Genomic DNA, 14108 nt, shown 5'->3' with positions numbered 1-14108 from the left:
CCAAGGGAAGCTTTACTTTTTTTTCGTCTAAGCATAAAATATTAGAGAATGTGTTTAGGGAAAAGAAAAGGGAGAACGTTGTGAAGAAAAAATTACAAATATTTAAGAAAAAATCAGTCAGCTATCCTCTGATCGTGATTGGACTGATCCTGCTGGTAGTCATCAGCAACCTATATCTGCAATGGTGTCAAAATGAATTATCCACAGATTTAATGCTAAAATTTGCCTTTTCTTGGCATACAGAAAAATTTATCTTAGGCTGCTTGGTTTTACTGGTATTCTTGCTATTTTTGATCAGTCTAGCTGGCTCTTTTCTACTGGGGAGTGTTCTTTATGCCATAACGATCGCTATCTTAGGGTTTGCAGACTATCAGAAGATGTTTTACCGGACAGAGCCTATTTATCCTGATGATCTAAAAATGATCACCGAATTCGGGCTGCTAAGAGAAATGATCGGAACCGTTCCTTTTATTGTGATCGTACTGATTGCAGCGATTGCCCTAGTCTTTTTTTGCCGAGCAATCTACAAAAGTCGTTTATTATCGAAAAAAATGCAAATTGTTCGTGTGACCGGTTTGATCGTCACGATTGGATTATTAGTGTATATCAGTGATTTCAATAATCCAAATAATCTCTTACGCAAGCAATACGACAAAACGGCGTTATGGATTCCATACAGCCAAAAAATGAATTACTATAACACAGGCTTTATGGGCGGCTTTTTATTTAATTTAAAAGTCGAAGCAATGGATGAGCCAGACAATTACTCTAAAAAAACGATCACAGCAATCACTGATAAATACAACAAACAAGTCACAGCAGCGAAAAAAGAGGCTGAAGAAGAGCAACCGAACATTATTTTTGTGATGAGCGAAAGCTTTTCTGATCCACAGCATCTAGCAGGGGTGACCGCAAATAAGAATCCACTAAAAGATTATTATGAAATAGCAGATAAAACTTATAGCGGCCAAATGCTTTCTCAAAATTACGGTGGTGGAACAGCCAATATCGAATTTGAAGCATTGACCAGCTTCTCAATGGAACTATTCAATCCGCAAATGACGACACCGTATACTATGTTAGTGCCTAAAATGGATGAGATTCCGTCGGTTGTTTCCTTGTTGAAAAATCAGGACTATCGAGCAACAGCGATCCATCCGTACAATACCTCAATGTATAAGCGTAAAGATGTCTATAACGTGTTAGGTTTTGATCAGTTTATTAGTGAAGATACGATGAAGTATAAAGAAAAACTGCAAAACAATCCCTATATTTCAGATCGATCTGCGTATAAAGAAGTTCTTGATCTTTTAAAAGACGATCAGCAGCCACAATTTGTCCATCTAGTAACGATGCAGACGCATATGCCTTATAGTGATAAATATACTGATATAGAGTATTCATCTCAAGGGCAAGGGAATAAAACCGCGATCGATAGCTACATGCAGGATATTGCCTATAGCAGTGCTGCATTGAAAGAATTTACTGAGGAATTGAAAAATGTCAAAAGGCGAACCTTAGTTGTTTTTTGGGGCGATCATTTACCAAGTATCTATTCAGATGAGATCAAAGAAATGAACGATGAGGTAATGATGCACCAAACAGAATTCCTGATGTATGATACTCAAGAATCACTACGTAAACAAAAAACACAGGATGCGATCACAAGTCCTTTTTACTTCGCACCAACGTTGTTCGATCAAAGTGATATACAGATGACTGGCTTTTATCAATTACTAAGTCAACTTGGAGAACAGGTACCAGCCTTTGAAAAAAGTTTCTATTATACGAATGAGAAGTGGAATAAAACGTTGAAACTGACGCAGTCACAAGAAGAGCTGTATGAAGATTATCGGATGATTCAATATGATATCGTTTCTGGTGAGCAATATAGTCTAAAAAATGATTTTTTTGATTAAAATCTAAAGGAGCACAAGATGAGTTTTAAAAAGAAAGACAATCAAGTCTACTACAATCCAATCCGCCGAGCTGTCTTGAATCATCAAATGATCCAGCCAGGCGATAAAGTAGCGATTGGTATGAGTGGTGGTAAAGACAGCACAAGTTTATTATATTTTTTGGATATGATCAGTAAGCAAAAGCGTTTAGGCTTTGAATTTGAGATCGTGCCAATTACCTTAGCGATGGGCTTTGATGTGGATATTGCACCGATGCAGGTATTTGTTGAAAACTTAGGGTATCAATTAGATGTGGTTCCTACAAATATTGCTCAGGTCGTTTTTAATATTCGTGAGGAGCGTTCACCATGTTCATTATGTGCAAAATTACGACGAGGTATTTTATATAATCGAGCAAAAGAATTAGGTTGTAACAAAGTCGCTTTAGGACACCATTTAGATGATGCGATCGAAACGTATTTCATGAACTTCTTTTTCCATGGGCAGCTGGCAAGTTTTGAACCGCGAAGTTATTTGTCTAAAACAGATATCACACTGATCCGTCCGCTGCTTTATATAGAAGAAAAAGAGATCATTCGTTTTGTTAAGAGAGAAGAGTTACCAGTGATCTTCAATCCTTGCCCGGTAGATAAAAAGACCAAGCGCGAGGAAATCAAGCAGGTCGTCACGAATTTATCACAGAGCTATCCTGATATTCGCGAGAAGTTTATCATGGGGATGGAGCAAGGAACGACGGAAAACTTTTGGACGAAAACCTCTGTATGATTGTTTGCATCATAAACTGAAGTGCTAAGCGGAATAAAGGAGTAGAGTTATGAGAAAAGGGATGGAAAATCTTACGGAGAAAGAAAAACTTGAGTTGGTAAAAAAAGTGATTGAAGAGGTTAACAAGGAAAAAAGTATCTTTATTAATTTTTTGAATATTATAGTGAAAATTGCTGGATATATGGGAGTCATCAGCTTAATTTGTCATGTAATTACTACCTTTATAATGATTTTATTTAGAAGAACAGGTGCGATTGAGGAATCAATGTCATTTTTATCCGATTTGGCTGTAAAGATGGCACTTATTTTCTTTTTTATAGCGATTATATCTTATAGCATTAAATTTATTGTGCGACTAAAGAAAAAAGAAAAAGTTCTAACACGCTTATTGGAAAATTCAAAAACGAGTGATCAATGAATAGGTTCAGTCAACTTTTAAAAGAGATAGTAATATATCTTCCATATGTATAAATAGTTATCCCAATATCTATATAGTGAGAGCTTAAAATTAGCTTTAGAAATTTTTCTGAAAATCAATACGATTTCATTTGAAAAACACTAAAAGAACAGGTATAATTAATTTCAGCAATAATTATTGGTGATCGTACCTCAAAGATCACCATCATATTATTTCATGAGGGAGTAACTGGCGGCTTAAGCTGCGACAACATCACCAACTCCGAAAGAAATTTCTGGTGTTGTCTTAATCAGTGAGACTTATGTATGTTCTATTTAGGTAGCATACAGAGGTCTATTTTTTTTCGTTTTTGCTACGAACCAGCTTCTCTTTATAGAGGTCTAATACGTGTTCGTTTCGCTATTATGAAGTAAAATAGATGTAAGTAGCTGCAAATTACAGAGGAGGAAGAACATGTCAGAAGAAAAAAAGGTTCAATTAGCTGAAGCATTTTATACTCAGCCGGAAGCAACAGTTCTGGAAAAGATGGGTACGACTGCTGAAGGTCTAACGGATCAAGAGGCTAAAAAAAGGTTAGAGAGTTACGGAGCAAATGCTCTGGATGAAGGGAAAAAGAAATCGATCGTCGTGAAGTTCTTTGAGCAGTTTAAAGATTTTATGATCATCGTATTACTATTTGCTGCAGTGATTTCAGCGGTATTCTCACATGATGTCGTTGATTCGATCATCATCTTACTCGTTGTTGTATTGAATGCGATTTTCGGTGTGATCCAAGAAGCCAAAGCAGAGCAAGCGATCGAAGCACTAAAAGAAATGTCTTCACCAAATGCGAACATTCGTCGTGATGGCCATGTGATTACAGTCAAAAGTGATGAATTAGTGCCAGGAGATATCGTCTTATTAGAAGCTGGCGACGTAGTGCCGGCGGATTTACGTTTATTAGAAGCAGCTAGCTTGAAAATTGAAGAAGCGGCTTTGACTGGTGAATCAGTTCCAGTTGAAAAAGAAGCAACTGTTTTAGAAGGTACGCCAGAAGATATCGGTATCGGTGATCGTATCAATATGGCTTATTCAAATAGTAATGTCACTTATGGTCGTGGGATAGGTGTAGTTGTCGGTACTGGTATGAATACCGAGGTCGGTAAAATCGCCGGCATGCTAGCTAACGAACAAGAAACAGAAACACCATTGAAGCAAAACTTGAATCAATTAGGTAAAATGTTGACGATCGCGATTTTAGTGATCGCTGCGATCATGTTTGTTGTTGGAATGATGAACGGTAGAACATGGATCGATATGCTATTGACTTCGATTTCATTAGCTGTTGCTGCGATTCCGGAAGGTTTGCCGGCAATCGTTACGATCATTTTAGCTTTAGGAACACAAAAAATGGCGAAGAAAAATGCGATCGTGCGTAAACTTCCAGCCGTTGAGACATTGGGTAGTACAGATATTATTTGTTCAGATAAGACGGGGACGTTGACTCTGAATCAAATGACTGTTGAAGCATTATATACAGACAATAAAGTCGCTGCAGCATCTGAAGATGTAGCAATGGATAACATGGCTTTAAAAATCATGAACTATACAAATGATACAAAATTTGCTCAAGATGGTACATTGATCGGCGATCCAACCGAAACGGCTTTAGTTCAATTCGGTTTAGACCATGGCTTCAATGTCACTGAAAAAGTTGCAGCGGAACCTCGTGTAGCTGAAATTCCGTTTGACTCTGATCGTAAATTGATGACAACTGTTCACCAATTAGTCGATGGCAAATTCTTAGTTGCAGTCAAAGGTGCACCCGATGAGTTGCTAAAACGCTGTGAGCAAGTATTATTAAATGGTCAAACAACAGCATTAAATGATCAAGAACGCAAAGAAATTTTAACAAACAACACGAAAATGGCGAAACAAGCGTTACGTGTATTAGGAATGGCATATAAATTCGTTGATGCAGTTCCTGCTGAAATGGATTCAGCTGTGGTTGAAAATGGTCTAGTGTTTGCTGGTCTAGTCGGTATGATCGACCCTGAACGTAAAGAAGCAGCAGAAGCGGTTAAAGTAGCTAAAGAAGCTGGTATTCGTCCGATCATGATCACAGGTGACCACAGAGATACAGCGGAAGCTATTGCTGCTCGTCTTGGCATTATCAAAGAAGGCGATGACGATGCAGTGATCACAGGCGCTGAATTGAATGAGTTATCAGATGAAGCTTTTGCAAAAGTCGTTGGACATTACTCTGTTTATGCTCGTGTATCTCCTGAACATAAAGTTCGTATCGTTAAAGCATGGCAGCAAGAAGGTAAGGTCGTTGCCATGACAGGTGACGGTGTGAATGATGCACCAGCCTTAAAAGCAGCGGATATCGGTATTGGTATGGGGATCACTGGTACGGAAGTATCGAAAGGTGCCTCTGATATGGTCTTGGCAGATGACAACTTCTCAACGATCATTGTCGCCGTTGAAGAAGGACGTAAAGTTTTCTCAAATATCCAAAAAACGATCCAATACCTACTTTCTGCCAACTTAGGGGAAGTATTGACACTCTTTATTGCAACAATGTTAGCTTGGGATACATTACTACCAGTTCATTTATTGTGGATCAACTTAGTAACGGATACTTTCCCAGCGATTGCTTTAGGTGTTGAGCCGGCAGAACGTGATGTGATGAGTCATGCGCCTCGTGGTAAGAAATCGAACTTCTTCTCTGGTGGTGTCTTGAGCAGTGTCATTTATCAAGGGATCACTCAAGGTGCTTTGACATTGATCGTTTATAAAATGGCCATCGAGTTTCCTGCGCATACAGCGGCAAATATGCCAAACTTATCTGCACAGGCGTTGTATGATTTACAACATGGAGATGCGTTGACTATGGCATTTGCGACATTAGGATTGATTCAATTGTTCCATGCGTTCAACGTAAAATCGATTTATCAATCGATTTTCAAAGTTGGCTTATTCCGAAACAAATCGTTCAACTGGGCGATTTTAGTTTCCTTCCTATTGTTAGCCGCTACGATCGTTATTCCAGGATTCAACGATTTGTTTAGTGTAACATCACTAGATGCGTACCAATGGGCAATCGTTGCAGGAACATCCTTTGCGATCATTCCTATCGTTGAAGTTGTAAAATTTGTTCAACGAAAAATGGGTAAAGGGATATAAAATTAGTAAAAGATAGTCGAATATTCGGCTATCTTTTTTTCTATGGTTCAGTATAGTAGCATGAAGAAAATTTTAAGGTCAAAATAAGTCAAATAAGTGGACAAATTTTTAGATTACGGTATTATTAATATAGATATTCAGCTTTAAAATATGGAGGTCATTCATTATGAACTATTTAGATGAAAATGAAGAAACAGAAGAAAAACAACAACCAAATGCATTTATGAAAAAACTTTTTGAAGAGAGAACGATTTTGATTTATGGTGAGATCAATCAGGATCTAGCGCGGGAAGTAACCTCACAATTACTTTTATTAGCAGCGATGGGTGATGAGCCAATCAAAATTTTTATCAATAGCCAAGGCGGACATGTTGAAGCAGGAGACACGATTCATGATATGATCAAGTTTGTCAAACCAGAAGTAATCGTTGTTGGTACCGGCTGGGTAGCAAGTGCGGGTATTACGATTTATTTGGCTGCTGAAGCTAAAAATAGATACAGCTTGCCAAATACTCGTTACATGATCCATCAACCAGCTGGCGGTGTTCAAGGCCAAAGTACTGAGATTCAGATCGAAGCCAAAGAAATCATCCGTATGCGTGAGCGTGTAAATCGTTTGATTGCTGCAGCAACTGGTCAAACGTATGAAAAAATCGCAAAAGATACAGACCGTAATTTCTGGATGTCTGCTGAAGAAGCAAAAGATTATGGAATGGTATCTAAGATCATCGATACAAGCGATGAAATCCAGTAAAATAAGAACGAACTGCAAGTACAAGTGACTTGCAGTTTTTTTATCAAAATGATTAGAAAAAAGCTGTTTTGAAAGATTCTCCTTGTCATCACCCTATGAAAAAGTGTAAAATTAGGTGATTATCAAAAGAAAGTAGGAAAGAATTTGAAACCCAATTTAGGCTATTATGTGCAAAACATCAATGATATTGTAAAAGAAACAGAAGAAGTCGGCGAAAAAATGAACGAATATTACGAAGAAGTTCGTAAAGCAATCGACGAAGATAAGGTAACAGAGCTAGCTCCCGAGCGTATTGTTGAGATCCAACGCATATTCCAAGATGGAACAAAAGAATACGAAACGATGCTGGAGAAAGTGTCACAATTACGCCCGCCCGCTCGAGTAATGGGCATCCATAAAAAATTTGAACGCTCATATATTGAATATTTAGCTGGCTGTAATGAAATGATTCTATCTTTAGACTCAGAAAAAGGAATAGATGTTGACTTGTTCAACGCTTCAGAAGAGAAACAAGACAAAGCAACAGATGATATCTCATTTGCGATCACTAGAATGAGTAATCTTTTGTTAAAAAAATAAAAATATAAACGAAAAATTGACAAAAAGAAATGGTATTTAATTTCTTTTTAACGTTATTTTTAGTAGACAATGAAAAATATTTGTTGTATTATATATTCATACCAACAACAACCTTTTTATTTTTCATTTTACTCTTATTGAGTAATACTCCTTTTCCATCGGTCAGTTTGACCGGTGGTTTTTTCTTTCATTATTATTTGAATCAAAATATAAATTAAAAAATATTATTTATATTACACTGATTTTAAAAAATGGCAGTTATTTTATGTAAATAAATAATTATATTAATCATAAAAAAGATGAGATAAAACATTTTTGTTTTATCCCATCTTTTAATTTTAACGACATAGTCGTATCAGTTTTCTACATTTCGAACGTAATCATCAAAATACTGAACAAGATCAGCTTTGATTTTTTGATATTCTTCTTCTGTGTATTCACGTTCTTCGATCGATCCATTAAAAAATGGAATCTCCAACTCTTCGCGCAAGCGATCCAATACTTCGCTTTGATCCATTTGTGCACCTTCTTTATTTGTTGTCTACTCTATTATAAAACATTAAAATCATTCGTCAACTGCTCAAAAGCATCTTTCATCGCAGATAACTTATTATAAAGAAGTGCGCTGTTATCATCTTCAAGGAAGAAAACTTGTTTCAACTCAAAGTAGAACTCTTCAAACGCAGTAAAAAAGGGCTGAACTGCATCGGAAGAAATCTCATCATTACTAATATAAAAAATCCGGATACTATGATAGTAGGTAAAGACCTCATTGATATTCAAAAGAATCCGAGATTCTTCAGGCCGTGGACGGCTAGTGACTAAATCATACAAAGACAGGCTCTTTGTATGGATCTCTGATAAATAAGATAAAAGAAAATCCACTTTTTCAATATGTTCTGACATTCGATCGACCTCCATTTTATTTAAGTATAATAAAAAATGAGTAGAAAGAAAAACAGGAACCCTTATTTGAACCTAATTAATTTTGATCAATAAATTTAATATGAAAAAATGTTGACAAATAAATGAGTATGTTCTAATATTGATTCAATATCAAAACTCATTGAAAAGAAGAGTAGACAAAAAAACATTTATTCAGCAAAGATTTTTTGCTGAAGCGAGAGAGCTTTCGTATGGTGGAAGAAAGTAATGGAAATTTGTCGAAAATGATCTTGGAGAGGAAAAATCGATTTGATTTTTACGGCTGCTACCGTTAACAAAGCACCAAATCATAAAGTGATTTATTGTTTGGCTTGAGATGGAAATGATTTTCCAATAAAGGTGGTACCGCGATCGTCGCCCTTTACTAGCATAGGCTGGTAGAGGGCTTTTTGCTGTGAATCACTACGACTGGCTATGCCAGAGTAGATGATGAACAGTACTTGGCGACCAAAGGGAGCGAAGTGTCCATACTAGGAATCACCCAACGCTTGAATCCAACTCGAAAGAGGAGAAACAACCTCAAAACGAGCGGATGATGAATAGTACTTGGCGACCAAAGGGAGCGAAGTAACCATACTAGGAATCACCTAACGCTTGAATCCAACCCGAAAGAGTAGGAGCAACTTCAAAAAGAGTCAAAAAAGAGCGAATGATGAACAATACTTGGCAATCAAAGAGAGCGAAGTATCCATATTAGTGAGTCACCCAATCCCCTCTAAGTTGATCATGTAAAGTCAAAGGACCACAACTAGTTCAGCTAAATCAATCAAAGAACAATAAATGAGGCTGAAAAAGAAAAATTCAGAATGAATAACTCTCTGTGATCGCCAAGATCACAAAAGACAACGAGATACCAGATTTAAAATATCAGGTGTCAGATTTTCTACTATCAGATCTGACAATCGCTATAAATTCTTTTCAATGAGAACAATCCAGAAAGAGGTGGTCATTATGCAAGAAGGTGACATGTGCAGCAAACGAATAAAATCAACTAAATTTAAAAGAAAAGGAATGAAGCATAATGACAAACCAAAACTATCACTTTGAAACGATCCAAATTCACGGAGGACATACCCCCGATAAAGACACGAACTCTAGAGCGGTACCTATCTATCAAACAACCTCCTACACATTTGATGATACGCAAGATGCAGCAGAAAAATTTGCTTTATCAAAAGCGGGCAATATCTATACACGGATCACCAATCCGACGACGGCCGTATTAGAAGATCGTTTGAATGAATTAGAAGGCGGTGTGGGCGCTGTAGCTGTTGCTTCAGGAACAGCAGCAATCACCTATGCTATTCAAAACCTTGCCAGCAGCGGCGATCATATTGTCTCTGCATCAACTCTTTATGGTGGAACCTTCAATTTGTTTGCCCATACGTTACCTGAATTTGGCATCACAACAACTTTTGTTGATCCAGATGAGTTGGCTAATTTTGAGGAAGCGATCAAAGAAAATACGAAAGCGATTTTTGTTGAAACGATCGGAAATCCCAGTACGAATGTTGCAGACATTGAAGCAATCGCAGACATTGCTCACAAGCACGAGTTACCGCTGATCGTCGATAATACCTTTGCTACCGCTTATTTAACTCGTCCGTTTGACTTTGGCGCAGATATCGTCGTTTACTCAGCAACAAAATTCATCGGTGGACATGGTGTTGCTTTAGGCGGTGTGGTGATCGATTCCGGAAAATTCAATTGGGCGAATGGAAAATTTCCTAAATTGGTCGATCCTGATCCAAGTTATCATGGCTTATCTTATACTGAGGATGTTGGTGCAGCCGCTTTTATTACTCGTTTACGCGTGTCATTATTAAGAGATACAGGAGCCGCAATTTCGCCTTTCAATAGTTTCTTGCTGATTTTAGGCTTAGAAACACTTTCCTTGAGATTAGAACGTCATGTAGAAAATGCTCAAAAAGTCGCGGAATTCTTAGTGAAGCATCCGAAAGTCGATTGGGTCAACTATCCTGGATTGCCTGATAATAAATATCATACCTTAGCTGAAAAGTATTTGCCGAAAGGAGCGGGATCGATTTTTACATTTGGTGTCAAAGGCGGAGCAGAAGCTGGGAAAAACTTGATCAATCATGTGGAACTATTTTCTTTATTGGCAAATGTCGGTGATGCAAAATCATTGATCATCCATCCAGCATCAACCACACATTCCCAATTAAGCGAAGAAGAACTGAAGGTCTCAGGAACTTCTCCAGAATTGATTCGCTTATCGATCGGCATCGAGAATGTTGATGACATCTTATCAGACTTAGAACAAGCTTTAGCAAAAATCTAAACATAAACACTTGATACAGAAGCTTTTCCTTTTGTATCAAGTGTTTTTTAGAAAGCTGATAAGGTAGAATAATCGATTCTTAAAAAAATTCTCATAAAACTATTGACTTTGATAGAAAAGTTCTGTATCTTTATGACTATAGTTTGAATTATTCAAAAATTCTGACAATAAAGGATGTTGACGATCATGGACAAACAAATCACAACAATTACATTCTTATTATTAGTGAAGGACTCATCACACTGATCTTTAGAAGCGAGCAAATAAGTTGCTTTTTCAATCAGAAGTTGAGAGTCCTGTTTTCGCATTGCATGAACGGGATGACAAGCATCCCATATCGTGGGATGCTTTTTTGTTGCAAGACACAGCGACTGCTTGCAGAGCTGATGTCGCGCAATACTTGGCGAGCGGAGAGAGCAAAGTATCATTCGTACAAAGACACAGCGATTGCTTGCAGAGCTGATGATGCGCAATACTTGGCGAGCGGAGAGAGCGAAGTTTCATTCGTACAAAGATACAGCGATTGCTTGCAGAGCTGATGTCGCGCAATACTTGACGAATAGAATGAGCGAAGCTTCATACATGAGTAGCCCAAGTCAAAAAAGCAAAACAACCACATGATAAGAACGTATCAAACTAAAAAATACCACTAAAAAAATGAAGAAGTAATTTACCAGAAAGGATGTATGCAAAATGAAACAGATTCAATTCTTCGACACAACACTACGGGATGGCGAACAAACGCCAGGTGTAAATTTCAACACAAAAGAAAAAGTCCAAATCGCTAAACAATTGGAAAAATGGGGGATCGATACGATCGAAGCCGGTTTTCCGATCGCTTCTGTGGGTGATTTTGAAGCTGTCAAAGCCATTGCAGAAAATGTAGAAAAAATGACGGTTGCCGGGTTAGCTCGTTGTCAAAAAGCGGATATCGACCGCGCTCATGAAGCCCTTCAACACGCTAAGCATCCGCAAATCCATGTATTCCTAGCCACAAGTCCTGTTCACATGGAATACAAGCTGAAAATGACACCAGATGAAGTGATTGCTTCAATCAAAGAACATGTCAGTTATGCCAAAACCAAGTTCGAAAAAGTTCAATTTTCTCCGGAAGATGCCACACGAACAGAAAGGGACTTCCTATTAAAAGCAGTTCAAACAGCGATCGATGCTGGTGCGACGATCATCAATGTTCCTGATACAGTTGGTTACTCTAATCCTTCCGAATACGGCGCGTTGTTCAAGTTTTTGATCGAGAATATCCAAAGTGATCAAGAAATCATTTTTTCTTCCCATTGTCATGATGACTTAGGAATGGCGACAGCCAATGCACTTGCTGCGATCGAAAACGGCGCACGTCGTGTAGAAGGAACAGTGAACGGGATTGGTGAACGTGCAGGAAATACTGCGCTCGAAGAGGTAGCTTTGGCTTTGTATATCAGAAAAGACTTTTATCAGGCAGAAAGCAAGATCACATTAAATGAAACGAAACGTACCAGTGATTTGGTCAGCCGTTTATCTGGTGTAGCTGTACCCAGAAATAAAGCTATTATCGGAGCGAATGCCTATGCGCACGAATCAGGGATCCATCAGGACGGCGTGCTAAAAAATCCTGATACGTATGAAATCATCACTCCATCATTGGTTGGCGTCAACGAAAACTCATTGCCGCTTGGTAAGTTATCTGGGCGTCATGCCTTTGCCGCTAAAATGGAGACATTAGGTTACCAGCTAACAGATGATGAACTAAAAGATGCCTTCAAACGATTCAAATCACTCGCTGATAAAAAGAAACAAGTAACAGAAGATGATCTCATTGCGTTGATGGTCGGTCAAAGCCAAGAATCAAATGACACTTATCGGTTGGAGCGAGTACAGTTGCAATACGTTTCTGACGGTAGCCAAGGGGCAATTGTTTCCATCGATACAGGGGAAGAAGCAAAAACAGAATCGGCGATCGGCTCAGGTAGTATTCAAGCAATCTATAATTCGATCGATAAAATCTTTGGCCAAAAACCAGATTTAAAAGAATATTACATTAAATCAGTCACAGGCGGAGAAGATGCTCAAGCAGAAGTCCACGTGACCTTAGCCGATCAAGAGAACACACATTATAACGGCATCGGTATCGATTTTGACGTACTGCAGGCATCTGCAAAAGCGTATGTCAAAGCAAGTGAACAATTTCAAAAAGAAGTGGGGAAAGCCTAATGAGTAAAAAAATCATCGCCTTGCCGGGAGACGGCATTGGTGCAGAAATCATGGATAGTGCTTTAACGATTTTAGAGGAGATTATGGTTCAAGATAACTTAGAATTTGATATCGAGCGTTTTGCTTTTGGCGGCGCTGGAATCGATCAAAAAGGAGATCCTCTGCCTGAAGAAACGCTGGAAGCCTGTAAAAAAGCAGATGCGATTTTACTTGGTGCGATCGGCGGACCGAAATGGGACAACGCTCCGAAACGTCCAGAACAAGGGCTGCTGGCGTTAAGAAAAGCGTTAGGACTATTTGCCAATATTCGTCCAATTTCTGTGCCGGATGCAGTGGTTCATTTATCTCCATTAAAAGAAGAAAATGTTCGCGGCGTCGACTTTGTTGTCGTACGTGAGTTGACAGGCGGTATCTATTTTGGCGAAAAACAATTAGGTGACACAGAAGCATCAGATCTTTGTACTTATTCAAAGGCAGAGATCCAAAGAATCATCCGCAAAGCTTTTGAAATCGCTCGTACAAGAAATAAAAAAGTAACTTCTGTTGATAAAGCCAATGTACTATCTACCAGTAAATTGTGGCGTCAAACAGCGGAAGAAGTGGCAGCAGAATTTCCGGATTGCATGTTGGAGCATCAGCTTGTCGACTCTGCGGCGATGGTCATGATCCAAAGACCAAAACAATTTGATGTGATCGTGACAGAGAATCTGTTTGGCGATATTTTAAGTGATGAAGCGTCAGTCATCCCTGGTTCACTAGGAATGATGCCAAGTGCTAGTCATAGTGAAACGGGTCCTTCATTATATGAACCGATTCACGGATCAGCGCCAGATATTGCCAATCAAAATAAAGCCAATCCGATGTCGATGATTTTATCTGCGGCGATGATGCTTCGTCAGTCATTTGGGTTAGAACGATCAGCGCTAAAAATCGAAGCTGCTTGTGACCGTGTCATGAATCAAGGGATTTTAACAACAGATCTTGGCGGTAAAGCGACTACGACTGAATTTACAGAAGCGGTATTAACAGAATTGAGAGGTGCTTAAT

General features: G+C 38.4%; 11 protein-coding genes and 1 other annotated feature. Of the genes, 9 read left to right on the top strand and 2 right to left on the bottom strand.

Going from position 1 to position 14108, the window contains the following annotated elements; translation table 11 throughout:
* Window positions 1-80 precede the first annotated feature (80 nt).
* The 6 genes from H3T55_RS01050 to H3T55_RS01025 all read left to right on the top strand — a co-directional run bounded on the left by H3T55_RS01050 (window position 81) and on the right by H3T55_RS01025 (window position 7603).
* Window positions 81-1919 carry an LTA synthase family protein gene (locus H3T55_RS01050; protein ID WP_225533060.1) on the top strand — a complete coding sequence of 613 codons (1839 nt, stop codon included), beginning with the start codon at window positions 81-83 and terminating at the stop codon, window positions 1917-1919.
* A gap of 18 nt (window positions 1920-1937) precedes the next feature.
* Entirely contained in the window at window positions 1938-2684 is a 747-nt protein-coding gene (locus tag H3T55_RS01045; protein WP_225533061.1) for a tRNA 2-thiocytidine biosynthesis TtcA family protein, read from the top strand.
* A gap of 49 nt (window positions 2685-2733) precedes the next feature.
* Window positions 2734-3102, top strand: coding sequence for a hypothetical protein (locus H3T55_RS01040; protein ID WP_225533062.1), 369 nt, complete (start codon window positions 2734-2736; stop codon window positions 3100-3102).
* A 453-nt stretch (window positions 3103-3555) separates the two neighbouring features.
* On the top strand, window positions 3556-6270 hold the full coding sequence (locus H3T55_RS01035) for a cation-translocating P-type ATPase (RefSeq protein WP_087639650.1): 2715 nt from the start codon (window positions 3556-3558) through the stop codon (window positions 6268-6270).
* Between the two features lie 166 nt (window positions 6271-6436).
* Window positions 6437-7024 (top strand): ATP-dependent Clp protease proteolytic subunit, encoded by a 588-nt coding sequence (locus tag H3T55_RS01030; protein WP_087639651.1) that lies wholly within the window; start codon window positions 6437-6439, stop codon window positions 7022-7024.
* Between the two features lie 144 nt (window positions 7025-7168).
* Window positions 7169-7603, top strand: coding sequence for a hypothetical protein (locus H3T55_RS01025; RefSeq protein WP_225533063.1), 435 nt, complete (start codon window positions 7169-7171; stop codon window positions 7601-7603).
* A gap of 355 nt (window positions 7604-7958) precedes the next feature.
* Here H3T55_RS01025 and H3T55_RS01020 read toward each other — a convergent pair whose 3' ends face one another.
* On the bottom strand, window positions 7959-8120 hold the full coding sequence (locus H3T55_RS01020) for a hypothetical protein (protein WP_087639653.1): 162 nt from the start codon (window positions 8118-8120) through the stop codon (window positions 7959-7961).
* Window positions 8121-8152: 32 nt separating this feature from the next.
* Window positions 8153-8509 carry a hypothetical protein gene (locus tag H3T55_RS01015; protein ID WP_087639654.1) on the bottom strand — a complete coding sequence of 119 codons (357 nt, stop codon included), beginning with the start codon at window positions 8507-8509 and terminating at the stop codon, window positions 8153-8155.
* 151 nt (window positions 8510-8660) lie between these two features.
* Window positions 8661-8913: a binding site (T-box leader), on the top strand.
* 656 nt (window positions 8914-9569) lie between these two features.
* Here H3T55_RS01015 and H3T55_RS01010 point away from each other — a divergent pair.
* The 3 genes from H3T55_RS01010 to leuB all read left to right on the top strand — a co-directional run bounded on the left by H3T55_RS01010 (window position 9570) and on the right by leuB (window position 14107).
* Entirely contained in the window at window positions 9570-10850 is a 1281-nt protein-coding gene (locus tag H3T55_RS01010; RefSeq protein ID WP_225533064.1) for an O-acetylhomoserine aminocarboxypropyltransferase/cysteine synthase family protein, read from the top strand.
* 693 nt (window positions 10851-11543) lie between these two features.
* Window positions 11544-13061 carry a 2-isopropylmalate synthase gene (locus tag H3T55_RS01005; protein WP_225533065.1) on the top strand — a complete coding sequence of 506 codons (1518 nt, stop codon included), beginning with the start codon at window positions 11544-11546 and terminating at the stop codon, window positions 13059-13061.
* Complete coding sequence (gene leuB / locus H3T55_RS01000) at window positions 13061-14107, top strand: 3-isopropylmalate dehydrogenase (RefSeq protein ID WP_225533067.1); 1047 nt, start codon at window positions 13061-13063, stop codon at window positions 14105-14107. Before H3T55_RS01005 ends, leuB begins: the two co-directional genes overlap by 1 nt.
* The last annotated feature ends 1 nt before the right edge of the window (window position 14108 follow it).

Origin of the sequence: Enterococcus sp. S22(2020) (assembly GCF_020295385.1) — a bacterium.
Taxonomy (GTDB): Bacteria; Bacillota; Bacilli; order Lactobacillales; family Enterococcaceae; genus Enterococcus_L; species Enterococcus_L dunnyi.
This window is presented reverse-complemented; position numbering and strand designations above follow the sequence as displayed.